The organism is Patescibacteria group bacterium (assembly GCA_041667185.1).
In the GTDB taxonomy this organism is placed as follows: Bacteria; Patescibacteriota; Patescibacteriia; order SG8-24; family SG8-24; genus JBAYFM01.
The window spans coordinates 1-14,752 of record JBAYFM010000004.1; the positions used below are offsets into that span (position 1 = coordinate 1).

At 60.5% G+C, this 14,752-nt stretch carries 11 protein-coding genes; 4 read left to right on the top strand and 7 right to left on the bottom strand.

The window, feature by feature from the left end; translation table 11 throughout:
* Positions 1-292: 292 nt before the first annotated feature.
* The 4 genes from WCT10_01880 to WCT10_01895 all read left to right on the top strand — a co-directional run bounded on the left by WCT10_01880 (position 293) and on the right by WCT10_01895 (position 6,437).
* Positions 293-562: a helix-turn-helix domain-containing protein gene (locus WCT10_01880; GenBank protein ID MFA6603575.1), complete on the top strand. Its 270-nt coding sequence runs from the start codon at positions 293-295 to the stop codon at positions 560-562.
* 102 nt (positions 563-664) lie between these two features.
* Positions 665-2,722: a putative glycoside hydrolase gene (locus WCT10_01885; GenBank protein MFA6603576.1), complete on the top strand. Its 2,058-nt coding sequence runs from the start codon at positions 665-667 to the stop codon at positions 2,720-2,722.
* A gap of 156 nt (positions 2,723-2,878) precedes the next feature.
* On the top strand, positions 2,879-4,879 hold the full coding sequence (locus tag WCT10_01890; protein ID MFA6603577.1) for a hypothetical protein: 2,001 nt from the start codon (positions 2,879-2,881) through the stop codon (positions 4,877-4,879).
* A gap of 403 nt (positions 4,880-5,282) precedes the next feature.
* Entirely contained in the window at positions 5,283-6,437 is a 1,155-nt protein-coding gene (locus tag WCT10_01895; protein ID MFA6603578.1) for a glycosyltransferase family 4 protein, read from the top strand.
* 300 nt (positions 6,438-6,737) lie between these two features.
* Here the strand turns inward: WCT10_01895 and WCT10_01900 are convergent, their stop codons facing one another.
* The 7 genes from WCT10_01900 to WCT10_01930 all read right to left on the bottom strand — a co-directional run bounded on the left by WCT10_01900 (position 6,738) and on the right by WCT10_01930 (position 14,738).
* The gene (locus WCT10_01900) at positions 6,738-7,958 is read right to left on the bottom strand and encodes a glycosyltransferase family 4 protein (GenBank protein MFA6603579.1); all 1,221 of its coding nucleotides are present in this window, start codon (positions 7,956-7,958) and stop codon (positions 6,738-6,740) included.
* Positions 7,959-8,059: 101 nt separating this feature from the next.
* Positions 8,060-9,613: a hypothetical protein gene (locus WCT10_01905; GenBank protein MFA6603580.1), complete on the bottom strand. Its 1,554-nt coding sequence runs from the start codon at positions 9,611-9,613 to the stop codon at positions 8,060-8,062.
* Between the two features lie 311 nt (positions 9,614-9,924).
* The gene (locus tag WCT10_01910; GenBank protein ID MFA6603581.1) at positions 9,925-10,536 is read right to left on the bottom strand and encodes a hypothetical protein; all 612 of its coding nucleotides are present in this window, start codon (positions 10,534-10,536) and stop codon (positions 9,925-9,927) included.
* A gap of 90 nt (positions 10,537-10,626) precedes the next feature.
* The gene (locus tag WCT10_01915) at positions 10,627-11,493 is read right to left on the bottom strand and encodes a hypothetical protein (GenBank protein ID MFA6603582.1); all 867 of its coding nucleotides are present in this window, start codon (positions 11,491-11,493) and stop codon (positions 10,627-10,629) included.
* Positions 11,494-12,044: 551 nt separating this feature from the next.
* Positions 12,045-12,686 carry a hypothetical protein gene (locus WCT10_01920; protein ID MFA6603583.1) on the bottom strand — a complete coding sequence of 214 codons (642 nt, stop codon included), beginning with the start codon at positions 12,684-12,686 and terminating at the stop codon, positions 12,045-12,047.
* 53 nt (positions 12,687-12,739) lie between these two features.
* Positions 12,740-13,939 (bottom strand): PDZ domain-containing protein, encoded by a 1,200-nt coding sequence (locus tag WCT10_01925; protein MFA6603584.1) that lies wholly within the window; start codon positions 13,937-13,939, stop codon positions 12,740-12,742.
* A gap of 10 nt (positions 13,940-13,949) precedes the next feature.
* Complete coding sequence (locus tag WCT10_01930) at positions 13,950-14,738, bottom strand: hypothetical protein (protein ID MFA6603585.1); 789 nt, start codon at positions 14,736-14,738, stop codon at positions 13,950-13,952.
* Positions 14,739-14,752 lie beyond the last annotated feature (14 nt).

A 14,752-nucleotide genomic window follows, 5' to 3' on the forward strand; every position in this document is an offset into this window, starting at 1 on the left:
CTGGAGTGCTGGAGTGCTGGAGTGCTGGAGTGCTGGAGTGCTGGAGTGCTGGAGTGCTGGAGTGCTGGAGTGCTGGTCCCCTTGCCGGAGGAAGTGAGCTATAATGGGAGTGCGGAAGTTTGGGAGAGACGGAGTTGGGGAGTGCTGAAGTGCAGGAGTGCTGAAGTGCGGGAGCCACGTCGCTCGCGAATGACGTGACGGAGAGATGGGATTGCTTCAGCCAGCTGCGCTGGCCTCGCAATGACGACGAGGAGAACGCCGGGTTCACCTCGCAATGACGACAAAAAGAATTATGAACATTGTGCGCGTGTCGGTATCGGAGGCTTCGAGACTCTTTGGAGTCTCGACCAAGACCGTGCGGCGAGCGATCGCTGTCGGCGAATTGACGTACGTCGTGGTGCGCGGACGATATAAGATAAATTTCGAAAGTCTGGTACGCTGGTCACAGGAACGACCGACCGTGAAGAACAAACTGAAACGCGAAGGCATCGGACAGTTCGTCGAGCAGTGGAAAATCAAGAACCGGCTTTACAGTCCGAATCCGAAGGTGTTGGAGAAGTGAAGAAGTGACGGAGTCAGGGAGAGACGAAGTGACGGAGTCAGGGAGTTGGGGGCTTATGAGAGTGCGGGAGTGCTGGAGGGCGGGAGTTATTAAAGAGATATTATGAACATGAATCGGGGGAAGACAACTGGCGTTGTGGCGGCTGCGGTGATCGTGGTCGGTTTGGCGTTGCTCTCCCCTGCTCCGGCGGCTGCGGCTTTGAAGACGCCGGCGGACAAGTTCGTCCGGACGGCAAACTATTATCTGAAAGCCGGCACGGACATCCGGCCGGAGCATTACGACCAGCTCGCGAAGTACGACCTCCTGATCCTGCCGGCCGAGGCCCAGGTCTACAACCGCACGCTTTTCGGCGAGCTGCGCAAACGGAACCCGACGATCCTGATCCTCGCCTACGTGCCGACGAAATCCTACAACTACAGCTGGGTCGATCCGCTGCACGCGAAACTGCAGGCCGGCCTGCAAGACGCGTGGTGGCTGCATGACCAATTCGGCGGCCAGGTCTCGGTCTGGCCCGGCACGGCGATGCTCAACATGGTCTCGGGCTGGGGCGACTACCTGCCGCAGTTCGTCGCGAGCGAGATCTGGGCGACCAAACTCTGGGACGGCATCCTATACGATGAATTCTCCGGCAACGTCTCGTGGGTGAACGGCGGCAACATCGACATCCACCGCGATAGCGGCAAGGACGATCCGACGCTCGTGGACGTCGCCTGGAAACGCGCCACGATGAACATGCTGAAGGCGACGCGCGACAAGCTCGGCGCCGAGGCCATCATCGTGACGAACGGCGATTCGACGGATGATCTGCAAGCCAACATCAACGGCCGGATGTTCGAGTCCTTCCCTACTCCGTGGGAGGCCGGCGGCACCTGGGCCGGCGTGATGAGCAACTACATCCGCCTGCAGACCCGGGTCGGTTATCCGGCGGTCTTCATCATCAACGCCAACACCGGCAACACCGGCGAGAACGCCGATTTCCGCAAGGTGCGTTTTTCGCTGGCCTCGACCATGCTCGGGGACGGCTTCTTCAGCTTTGATTTCGGGGAGACCGACCACGGACAGATCTGGAATTATGACGAACAGGGCGTGAAGCTCGGGCGGCCGCTGGGCGGACCGGTGAACCTGCTGGCACCGACCAAAAAGAACCTGACCGCCGGAGTATGGCGGCGGGATTTCGAGAATGGCGTCGTGCTGGTGAATTCCACGGACCAGCCGCGGAAGGTCGAGCTCAAGGAAGAGCTGGAGCGGATCCGAGGCGCTCAGGCTCCGGACGTGAACGACGGCTCCGTGGCGACGAGCGTGACCCTGGCCGCGAGCGACGGACTGCTGCTCCTGAAGCCGCTGGCGAAACTGATCGGGGCGACATTCCCGAACGGAGCTTACGCCCGGGTATTCGACAAGAACGGCGCCAAGGTCCGGAACGGGTTCTTCACCTACGTGGCGCCTTATGACGGTATGTCGTCGATCGTGCTCCGGGATATCGACGGCGACGGCGCGATCGAGAAGATCGTGGCGGAAAAGAACACCGTGTCGGTCAATTCGAGCGACGGGACGCGACGGGCTTCGTTCCAGCCGTACGGCGCGAATTATAATCTGGGGATCAATATCGCGGTCGGCGACCTCGACGGGAACGGCCAGCTGGAGATCGTGACCGGCACGGGAGCCGGGGCCGGGCCGCAGGTACGTATATATAATATGAATGGCGCGCCGCAGGGGTCGGGCTTTTTCGCCTATGATCCGAAGTTCCGGGGCGGGGTGCAAGTGGCGGTCGGCGACCTTTACGGGAACGGGCGCGAGATGATCGTGGCCGGGGCCGGGGTCGGCGGCGGGCCGCACGTGAGGATCTTCACCGGTTCGGGGCGGGCCATCCATCCGGGCTTTTTCGCCTATGATCCGAAGTTCCGGGGCGGGGTGCAGGTGGCAGTCGGCGACATTGACGGCAACGGGCGCGCGGAGATCATCACCGGGGCGGGCCCGGGCGGCGGGCCGCACGTGCGGATCTTCAACCGCGACGGGCGGTTGCTGGGGCCGGGGTTCATGGCCGCGGATGCCGCCGGCCGGGGCGGAGTGAGGGTCGCGGCTGCGGATATCAATGGGGACAAGATCGCGGAGATCGTGGCTTTGAGCACGGATATTTTTCAGTTTTCGTTGGCAAGGTAGGGGGTTGAGGGGGTGGAGGGGGCTGACGGGAGAGTGCAGGAGTGAGGGAGTGCAGGAGTTTGTGAGGGTGCGGGAAGCTCGGGTGGCTGAGCTCAGGGGACATCATCGAACGATGCTTTCTGAGCTGAACCGAATCGAGAAATATCTTAACGGAATATGAAGAAACAACCGAAGGAAACTGACGGACAACAGGCGGCGCGGCCGGTGGAGGCTGAGCCGGTCCTGAATACGGAGCTCGCGGAAGTGCGCGAGACCGAGAAAACTCCGGCCAAAAAGACGGGCAATATCTTCATCGGCACACTGAACGTCATCACGGGGCCGATGAAACAGCTCACCGATCCGGTAAAAAAGATCTGCTACGAACCGCTGCAGCTCCACTGGGAGGAGCGGTATAAGAAAAAGTACGCCCACCACGCGAGCAAGATGCTGATCCTCGACCTGGTGCTCCTGTTCACCGTCGGCGCGCTGGCGGTCGGCGGGATCTTCGCCTATTTCGTGCTGCCGGTTTTGCCGACCGCCAAACTGGTGGAGCTGAACGTGCTGGCGCCGAAACGGATCGTGAGCGGCGAGATCTCCAACCTGATCATCAGCTATCGCAACGAAACCGGATCCGAGCTGGCCAACGCCGAGCTCAAGGTGAGACTGCCGGATGGCTTCGTCGAAGCCGAGGCGTTGGGGAAGACCGGGGCCGCGACTACTCAGGCCAAGACCGATAGCGCGAGCGACGGCATCAAGACCATCGCGGTCGGTTCGATCAAGCCGCATGGGCTGGGCGAGGTCCGGATCAGAGGCGCGGTCTTCGCGCCGGTCGGGACCAAGGTGACCTTGTCGAGCGAGCTGGTCTACTGGGAAGAGGGGCGCTCTGAACCGAGCCGCAACGCGACATTCACGAACTGGCTCGTCGAGGACGCGGTGCTGCAGCTGGCTTTCCGCTCCCCCGATCAGGTGGTCCGTGGGCGGCAAGTGGCGGTGACGATCACTTACGCCAACCAGACCGAGGAGACGATCGATGCAGTCGTGATCAAACTCACGCCGCCGGATGACTTCCGTGTGACGGGCGCGGTGCCGCAATACGGCGACCGTTACGAATGGCGGATCAACAATCTGGCCGGTGGCGCCAAGGGCTCGATCACGGTCTACGGCTTCCTGCTCGCCGGAGCGGCTAAGCAGGCGATCCCGAACTTCTCGGCGCGCGGATATCTGCTCCTGGGCGGCAAGCAACTGATTGTCCAGGAGGTACGCGCGAATCTGGAAGCGCAGGCGACCGGTTTCAGCCTGGGACAGGAACTGACCGAGCCAGCTTCGAAGACCTCGCTGGATCCGGGAGAACAGGTCACAGTCACCGTGCGCTACCGCAACGGCGGCAACAAACCGATCCATAACCTGAAGATCTGGGTCGAACCGACGCCACAATTCCTGGCTGAGACCAAGAGTTTCACCTGGGATACGTCCAATGAAGCAAAACTGATGCGAATCGAGCCGGGCGAATCCGGCGAGGTCATCGCATCCTTCAAGATAAAGGAGATCATCGGCGCAAGCGATGTCGGCGCAGACGGACGTCCGATGATGGAAATCGCCGCGCGGGCACAATATTTCATGGATGACGACCTGACCGACCCGATCTTCGCGGATACGGCAGTGATCAGCCTGCCGATCACGACGAAACTCGCGATCGACGCTTCGGCGATCTACTACTCCAAGGATGGCGACCAGTTGGGAATCGGTCCCCTACCTCCACAGGTCGGCGAGACGACCAAATACTGGGTCTTCATCCAGATCACGAACACCACGAATACGGTGAAGGAAGCCTTGCTGGAGACCTGGTTACCGGAGAACGTCGGTTGGACCGGGCGCTACAGCGTGACCGCGGGCGCGTCGATGGCGCATCTGCCGACGAATGGCCGGATACTCTGGGAGATCGGCGACATCCCGGCGAATGCGAGCAGCGCTGGCACGAAGGTCGGGGCCAGCTTCGAGGTGGAGCTGACGCCGACGAAGGCGGACGCAGGGACGGCTCCCCTGCTGCTCAAAGAAGTCATGCTGTCAGGAGTCGACGCAGTCACACAAACCAAAGTGCGAGCGACAGCGCCGGCGGTCACGACAGCGATACCGTTCGGGCCGGAGGCGGCGCGGACCGGGGTTGTGGTTAAAAAATAGTTAGAGGAGAGTGCTGGAGTTCGGGAGAGACGGAGTGCGGGAGTGCTGAAGTACTGAAGTGCTGGAGTGGTTAAAAGATAAGCCCTGGCTTTTGAGAGGCCGGGGCTTTTTTGTTGGGAGTGCGGGAGCGGTGGGGGGGGTGTGAGAGTGCTGGAGTGCTGGAGTGCTGGAGTGCAGGAGAGACGGAGTCACGTCGCTCGCGAGCGGCGTGGCGGAGATATCGACTAGTAGCCTGGTAGGGTTGACAAAAGGCTTATTTTGTGCTACATTTAGCGGTCAAACTAGAAATCGAGCGGCGGTAAAAAGGCTCAGTTGAGACGTTTTTTGCCCCGCAGCTAATCGATCGTCCGTCTGGATTCCCGCTTATGCGGGAATGACAAAAACTGACTATATGAAAATAGCCATGATCGGACAAAAGGGCATCCCCACGCAGTTCGGCGGCATTGAACGCCATGTCGAGGAATTGGCGTGCCGACTGGGCGCGATGGGCCATGAGGTCACCGTGTACACGAGGGCCTGGTATGCCGCACCCAAAAAACGGTTTTCGAAGGGTGTCCGGACTGTGGCTACGCCGACCGTCAAATCGAAACATCTCGATGCCATCATCCACACGTTCACCTCGACCTTGCACGCGCTCCGCGAGGACGTCGACATCATCCATTATCATGCCGTCGGGCCGTCGCTCCTGTCGTGGATCCCGCGCCTGCTCGCACCGCGCGTCAAAGTGATCGCGACCTTCCACTGCATCGATCGCAAACACCAGAAATGGAATTTCTTCGCGCGCCTGGCGCTCGGCCTCGGCGAGAAGGCAGCCTGTCTGTTCCCGCACGAGACCATCGCCGTCTCGAAGACGCTCGAGGCTTACTGCCGCGACCGTTTCAACCGCGACGTGCACTACATTCCGAATGGCATCACGAATCCCGGACGGACGGGCAGCGACCTGCTGGTCAAATTCAACCTGAAAAAGAACGGCTACATCGCCATGGTCTCGCGCCTCGTGCGACACAAGGGCGTGCACTATCTGATCAAGGCCTTCCAGAACCTGGAAAAACGCGGCCAGACGGGCGGCCTGAAACTCGCGATCGTGGGCGACTCGGCTTTCACCGACGATTACGTCGCCGAATTGAAAGCCGCGGCCGCCGGCAATCCCAACATCGTTTTCACCGGTTATCGCCAGGGCGCGGAACTGCAGCAGCTGTTCGCGAATGCCTACGCCATCGCGCACCCTTCGGAATCCGAGGGGCTGCCAATCGCCGTGCTCGAGGCTATGAGTTACGGAAAGACCGTGCTGGCTTCGGACATCCCGGAGATCCTGGAGGTGACGAGGGAGCACGGACTGAGTTTCCGCAACAAGGACGTGGCCGATCTGGAGCGGAAATTGCGCTCGCTCATCGCGCGGCCGGAACTGGCGCGCGCCAAGGGCCGGGCGGCCAAGACCTTCGTGCTGGCCGATTATCACTGGGATGACGTGGCTACGGCTGTAAGCCGGTTGTATACCGCGGTGACCGCGGCAAGCAGGCCGGTTAAGGCCAAGATAGTGAGGAGCGTAAAGGTTTGAGGAGAGTGCTGGAGTGCGGGAGTGCGGGAGTGCTGGAGAGACGGAGATACGGAGATACGGAGAGAAAATTGGAAGATTAAAATCACCCGCCCTTAAACAAGCGGGTGTTTTGATTGAAGGGCGGGGGGGGGTGTGGGAGAGACGGAGTTGCGGAGTCAGGGAGAGACGGAGTTGGAGAGCTTATGGGAGTGCAGGAGTGAGGGAGATGTGGAGTCACGTCGTTCGCGAACGACGTGGCGGAGTCAGGGAGCCTGTGAGAGTACTGGAGTGCTGGAGTACTGGAGTGCTGAAGTGCGGGAGTTAGGAAAGTTTTTTGCCGCCGTAGATTTTCATCAGACCAGCGTAATATTGGTCGGGAGTGAAATAAGACTCGACCCAGGAACGGGCGACACGGCCCATCTTCTCCGCGATGATCGGGTGATTCCAAAGATCGCGCATGGCCCCGGCAAGATCAGAGACATCGCCGGCGGAAACCGGAATACCGGTCTCCCCCGCTCGCACGAGTTCGGTAAGTCCGCCGATCTCGGAGGCGACTACCGGCTTGCCGGCAGCATAAGCCTCGAGAACGACCAGACCGAAGACCTCATACCAGACCGACGGCACGACCACGAAACGCGCGCCGGCGTATTCGCGTTTCAAATCGTCGCCGGCGAGAAAACCGCGAAAGACGACATTCGTGGCGCGGAGCTCGAGGGTCAGCTTCTTAAGCCGAGCCTCGTCTGGACCGGTTCCGACGATGTGCACCGGAACATTCTTGGCGATCGCGGCCGCCCGGATCAGCGTCTCGACGCCTTTCTCGGCCGACAACCGGCCCACGAACAGAGCGTAGTCGCCGCTGAAAGACGGCTGCCAGTCCGCGGTCTGGACGAAATGAGGCAGGAAAGACACCTGTTTCTCATCAAAGCCATATTCAACCAAGAGGGCCTGAACGAAGCGGCTGGGGGCGATATAACGGTCAATATTGCGCTTATAGAGGCCCAAGGAGCGGTGCAGGGACATTTCCAGGGCCGTGAGTGCGCTCGCCGCGGCCGAGCCTTTGACGCACTTGTGGCTGACCGCCCGCCAGTAAGCCTGCGGCTTGGTGACCTCGCAGATGCGGCCGTCGTGGAACAGTGAGTAGTTAGGCGCGAGCAGATTATAATCATGAACAGTCATGACGACCGGGAGCTGGCGCTTCTTCGCCTCCGGCAAGATGGACGGCGAGATCTGGTGATAGATGTTGTGGACATGGACGAGGTCGGGGTCGGCTTCGGACAGGAGCGTCGCGAACTTTCGCCGCGCCTCGAAAGAATAGAGCATCCGGCCGGCGGTGCGGAGACCTTCCCAGCCGAAAGAGACCGCTTCGGTGCTGACCGGACTCACGAAATGTCTGTACCAGGCGCTCGGCTCGTCATGCTCGCCGGCCATCGCGAAAGGGATGATCTCGTGGCCGCGCGATTCGAGCAAAGTTTTGAGATCAAAAAGATGGCGTTCAGCGCCGCCTCTCAGATAGTAGTACTTATTGGCGAAAATGATGCGCATGTGATGGGAGTGACGTAGTCAAGGAGTGACGGAGTCAGGGAGTTTGTGAGAGTGGTGGAGTGTTGATGCTCCGTAACTCCGTCTCTCCCTGACTCCCCTACTCAGGCATAAATCTTCTCATGCCGGCCGAGGACGTAGAGGAAAGCGCCGTAGAGCCAGAGGTACATGGCAAGCGTCCGGACCTCGAGGTAGGTCGCAAGGAAGGCCTGGAGCGCCACAGCGAGGAGACAGCCGAAATAACCGAGGGCGAGGCCGCGGGTGAACGGCAGCCGCGAACGGCGCCAGACCCGCAGGGCAACGAGGGCCAGGGCAATATACATCCAGAGATAGAAACCCAGGCCGAGAGTGCCAGTCTCGCCCCAGATCGAGAACCAGTTGTTGTCGATGTAGCCCTCGGTGCCGCTCACGCCGAACGGCAGATTGAGCTGTTCATAGACCTTGGTGTTGCCGAGCGCCGCCGCCGCGCCGCCGCCGTATTGGCCGGGGCCGACGCCGAAGAGCGGCGAAGAACGAACGACCGTGAGCGGCGTCTGGACGATCCAGAACATCCGGCCGAGTCCGTAATATTCGCCGCGCCAGCGCTCATAGGAAAAAGCCTCGAAGAAACGTTCGATCGGAGTCTGGCCGGGATAATCCACGAGATAACGCACGACGATGCCGGTGTAGCCGAGGTAAGCCAGCACGACGACCAGGAAGCCGGCGAAAGCGAGGCGGACCTTGACGTCCTTCATGAGCAGGCCGCCGATGACGAGGACGCCGAGCAGGAAGCCGAACCAGGAGGCGCGCGAGAGCGTCATGACGAAACCCGGGAACGCGAGGAGCAGGACCGCGAGCAGGCCCTGGCGCGTCTTGTCGCGCTGCGAATAATACAGCCAGCCGACGATGATCAGGAAGAAGAAGCAGAGGAAGGTGCCGAGCTGGTCGTAGCGGCCCATGGTGGCGAAGACGCGGGTGCCGGGAGACCAGAACTGCGTCGTGCCGGTCGTGAGCTGGATGCTCTCGAAGAAGCGGCGTTCGCTCGGGATGAGGAGTTCGTCGAGCGGACCGCCGATGAGCGACTGCAGGCCGCCCAGGAGGCCCTGGAAGAGGACGATGCCCAGCATGATGTACGAGAAGCGCTTGATGAACGCCCGGTCAGGGTCGAGATAGACGACCAGGAAGAACAGGAGCACGAAACGGATGATCTGGCGCAAGCCGAGGAAACCAGTGACCGGCGAGACGAAATTAATGACGAGCGAGGAGGCGGCGACGAGCAGGAAGAAGAGGAATGGCAAGTCGAGCGGCGTGGCCACGACGCGCTTCTGGCGCACGAGCAGACGCACGGCGACCGAGAGCAGCAGCATGTAAACCAGAGACTCGGAAAAATAGCGGGCGTAGACATAGATCTCGTCGCTCACAAACTTCAGGAGGAAAGGCTCGAACGGAATGAGCGCGCCCAGGAAGATGATGACCCACTCCGGGCGGTAGAAAGCGAGGGCAAAAACAGCCAAGCCGGCCACGATAGCGAAAGCCTTCCAGGGCGAGGTCAGGACGACCAACGCGCCGGCCAGGGCGGCGGTGGCTAAAAGAGCGAAGGCGAAGTGCCTCCCTGAGGGACGTTTGATGTTCAGATCGACCTCAAAATAGCGCCCGATCCTGGCCAAGAAGCTTTCCATAGGTGGGTTTATTGTACCTTATTTACGGAGAGTGAGGGAGTGCAGGAGTGCAGGAGTGCTGAAGTGCGGGAGAGACGGAGTCATGTCGCTCGCGAGCGATGTGGCAGGCCGAGTGATTGGTTATATAAAAGTTGTCGAAATCGTTATTGCCGGGCGAGACCCACACCACAAGGACGCTGTAAATTCGGAGGTGCCCGGTGGCGTAAGCCGAGCCCGGGATTGCTTCGCTCCGCTCGCAATGACGGAAAAGGAAAGAGCCTGCTTCGTAAGGAAGCAGGCTCTTATAGAGGCGGGTTGAGATCAGGAAGGAACTATTCCAGGTTGGCCATGTTGCCGGCTGGCGTGATGTTGCAAGCCGCATCGAAAGTGACGCGAATGCTGCAAGACGGATTCACACCAGTGACCATCTCCCGAGTCGAGGCATTCCACCAGTTGCACTGGATGAACGCACGCGCCTCAGAGGTCATCGCCTTGAGCTGGTCGATGTCACCGAACTGGGCCCAAGCTTCGTTCGGAGACTGAGTCGAACAGTTCTGCCAGCCGACGTAGCTCAGGTTGTAGGTGCCAGCGTCCGGGGCGTCCGTGAAAGCCATGCCGATGTAGCCGGAGTTATCCGAATCGAGCATGTGCGGGCCGTCGGTCCAGGTGACCGCTGTCGTACCGCGGATGTCGCCACGGAGCTCGCCACAGGTCGAACCTGACACGTAGGCAGAGCTGAAGTCCAGGACGCAAGCCGTCGGGGACTTGAAGGGAGCGGGCATGACGACTGCGGGCGTGACGGGGTCGACTGGGTCGACCGGGTCAACGATGTCAACGCAGTCCGTGCAAGCGCTGTCTTCATCCCCACTTTCCTGCACGCCGCAGGCGGTGAAGCTGAAGGTTGCACACAGGGCAACGATCGCGATCCAGAGATTCGTCTTCATGATTGATCTCCTCTTTCTGGGAATTGCAGCGGTTCTCTGAATTTGTCGGCGAGGGCGATCACCATGACCGCCCTCGCCAAGATCTGAGCACTATGGCAACTCGAGACGGAGCAGGACCTGGCTCCCGAACGCGAACGCCGGGCAGCCGGAGTCGAACTCCGAACCGAGACGACCGGAGACGCCGACCTGGACCAGCTTGTGGCTGAATACCAGACCGAAATCTCCCGTGACGAACGCCGACTTAGCTTTGAGCTGGTTATCGTAACCAACCCAGCTGGAGCCGACGCCGCCTTCGATCGCGAACCAGTCGTTCGCCGTCCAGGACAAGCCGCCGCGGACCTGAGTCCCGACACGGGCATTGCCACCGGACACGAGCGCATTGGCGTCGAAATCGATATCCCAGGAGTCCGTCAGGTTGAGCGTCAGACGAGTGCCGACCGGCAGACCAGTGTAGGTCGTACCGTCGGACGAGCGCAAGACGAGAAACCCGCCCTGCGGCCCGATCTTCACACCACCCTTGCGTTCCATGACGTTCAGGCGGCTGTCGATCTCTCTGATTCTCTCCATGAGCGCGTACAACTGCTGCGCGAGCTCGACGTAATCCTTGGCCGTAGCCTGGTTGAGCCGATCCAACTCGCCGCGGAGCCGCGCAATCTCAGTCCGGACCGACGCCGCGATGGCGTTCTGATCCGCGCCCGGCTTCTTCTTGCCGAGCAATCCGACCTGCTTGCGCAGTCCGGAGATCTGATCTTCGAGGACCGTCACGCGCCTCGCGAGCGAGGCGATGCGATCATCGGCGCGAACCTTGGCGGTCGCGGTGCAACCAGCGAGACATCTTGCCGCTTCCGGCGGCAACACCATCCGGAATTCGGACAGCGTATTGCTCTCATCGGCCGAGACCTTCCCGGCCCAAGCAAGAACCGCAGCGCAAGCGACCAATGTGCTGACCTTTTTCATGACCGTCTCCTCTCGCCCCGACATGGGGGCATTGTGAAATGCCCTTGCGGGGCGGTTTGATACTGGATTCCTTTTGATCTCAACTTGTAATGAGCAACGCCTCGTTGAAACGAGACGCTAAGACCGTTTGACGTAACCGACGAAGAGAAGGAGGAGGTATCTTCGCTGGTCTGTCAAACGGTCCCAACGTCCCGGTCAGGACCTCTGCTACCTTCAAATGAACGAATAAATGTAACATAATCCGGGTGTTTTGTCAAGGGTGGCGGACAGCCATAACTAGCGCAGAATTACGGGTAATTAAAGCTGGATTGCCGGCTAAAATCAGCCGCAACCCAGCTTTTTTGCCTTATGAGCTGCGGAAATTAGGGAGTTTGTGAGAGTGCAGGAGTGCGGGAGACCGACCATCTCCCTGACTCCGTCTCTCCCAAACTCCCGAACTCCCTGACTCCGTCTCTTTTCTTCAGCCCCAGCTGGAGCTGAAATTTCCTACCGGAGACTAAAAAACCCGCTTCTTCAAGCGGGAGGGCAGCCTGATGACCCGAGGTCTGGACTCAAACTATCGCAGCCGGAGTCTCGTAGAGATCATGGCGGCTGGCGACAACAAGCACCTGGCCGGCGCCAGCGATGAGGCCGAGAACGAAGCCGGCGAAAGCATTGGCGGGGATATTGGGTTTGACCGGGTACTTGGACTGCAACGGCTGATCCACCAGTTTCACCTGAAGATCACCGCCGCCGACATACTGCCAACCCTCGGTCGTAAGGACGAACGCGATGGCGCGGGCGATCTGCGTGGCTTGTGCGGGATCGGTGTGATAGACGGTGACGACGAGCATGCCGGAGCCGCTGACGACCTGGGTCGCGATCATCTGATCCCACTGTTTGCGCTTCTTGGTCTCATCGGTCTTGAAGATGGTCCGGTCGATGTTGAACTGCGTGGCCAGAACCTTCTCGAAGAACGAGGTCGTGTAGATGATCTGGCCCAGATTGTCCGACAGCCGCTCCGAAGCTTTCATGGCGGTGTAAGGATCGGACTGCGACAACTGCTTCTGAATGATGAGCAGACGCATGGTGGAACTGTAGCGCAGAGGGAAAACGAAACTCAGGCCGGCTCCGAAAATAGCCGCCAAAAGGCCGAAAAGCACGATACGCTTCCAGCCGCCGGACAAGGCCCGAGTGTATTGGTAGTCTTCCATACCTTAATTTTACACGAAAAACCCGGCCAGCGCCACTCCAGGCACCGCTGGTCCTACCTGCCGGAATTGCCGCCGAGCACGACCTCGACGGTGATGAGAGCGCCGTTGCGAGCGACTGACAGCAGACCGCCGGGGAAAACACCGCGCCGGACCACCAGACTGACGCGGTCCTGCGGATCGTATTCGGAGATGATCTCAGAGAGAGTCCGCTTGGCGGTCACGTCATCGCTGTCGACGGAGACGATGATGTCGCCGGCGCGCAGACCAGCCTCGGCGGCAGGACTGCGTTTGGCCACGGCCGGGATCGAACCGTCGGCCGAACCGAAAACCAGGGCGCCCTTATGCAAGAAATCGCGATCATCATTCAGTCCGACCAGGCTCCCCAGATCGAGATAATGGACGCCGAGCAGCGGCCGATCGATATTCTGGTTGCCGAGGATGGCGCTCATGCGATCAATGAAAGAGTCGAGCGGCGCCGCCAGGAGACCAGGCTCGACCAGACCGCCGAAAACTGCCACGGCCTCGCCGCGGCGATTGAAGATCATCGCTCCGGGCATGGGAGTCTCGCCCTGCAGACGCAGATAACGGCTCAAAACCTCCGAGGAAAACAAGGGCCCGTGACCGGACGCGTCGGCCGGAGCGCCGAAACCGAGCATACTCAGATGCCGGGGTCCGAAGCCGGCATCGAGCGTATAGACGCTCTCCCCCGGGACTAGGGCGGCGGCATCGCCGAAAGACACGACCGGCAGATCCGCGGCGGCGATCTTGGCGAAAACGACGCCCGAATAAGAATCGCGCAGGACCCGCTCGACCGCGTAGACCCGACCGCCGACCAGGGCGGCGAGATCTTTGGCTGGCTTGCCTTTGACGGCGACGAGCGCCTGACTGCCGGTGAGCAGCCAGCCGTCGGAAGTCAGCACGGCGCCGCTGGCCAGGGCCTCGTCCGGAAGATACGCATCCGCCAGCGGATCGCCGGAAACGGACTTGGCCGCGAAGAACAACACAGCTGATTGATCCGCGATGACCGGCGCATCAGCTTCAGCGCTGTCAGAACCGAGCCGGGCCGCCGTACCGCGATCACGCCAAACCGTGAGCGTGGATGCCGACCCGCTGTCGGCCGGCAACAGATACGTCGCAGACAGCAGGCCGCCAACCAGACCGGCGGCGAAACCGAAAAAGACGCTGCTCACGAAGAACGGGGTCCAGCCGGACCGCGTCAATTCGATAACGCCGTGTTTTTTGGGCCACATCATAAAATAGTGATCAGAACCAACCGGCGGTCGCCAGGAGAACAGCGATCGACAGGAAGGACAGCGCCAGTTCGCGCCGAAAATAACGAACCTCGCCCGCGCCCCGCATGATCATCCGGACCACATACAAGGAAACGGCGAAAAGAATGATATTGACCGTGGCGTTGACCAGGCTGCCGGTGGGCAAAAAGGAAAAGCCGACGTAAGCCTGAAATTCCAGGGCGCCGAAAACCACGACCACGACCGGAAGTTCCGCCGAAGATAATCCGAAACCAGCCAAGCTCTCGCCGGCCAACCCGGCGACCAAAGCAGCGGCCGCGAGACCGAGCAATGGCATGGAAATGTAATAATAAGAGTTGATGCCGTACAAAAAAGCCAGGAACAGGAACAAGCCAGCCAAACCGACCAAATTAGCCAGATAAGCCAGAGCCGGATCATCCGGCGACTCATCGGACAAGACCGAGCGCACCTGGCTCAAATGGGATCCGACCAGCGCCGTAACGACCGCCGCGAGGAGATAACTGCCGACTGTTGATTCGATGATCAACAGATAACCGAAGCTGGAGATGAGCAGGACGAAGGACGGCAGACAAGCACGCCAGAGCCGCCACGGACGCGCCGCGCCCATACCGAGCCAAAGGATGGCGGCTGTGAAGACCGCCAGCGCCGCACCCAAACAGACCGCCCAGATGACGATGGCGACGGACAAGTGGCGCGCCGGCAACCAGATGGCCGCGACCAGGGCGGCGCCGATCAGGATCGCGACGACCGCGGGCAGATCGCGGAAAGATATCTTAGGCATAGATCAGGCGAAAA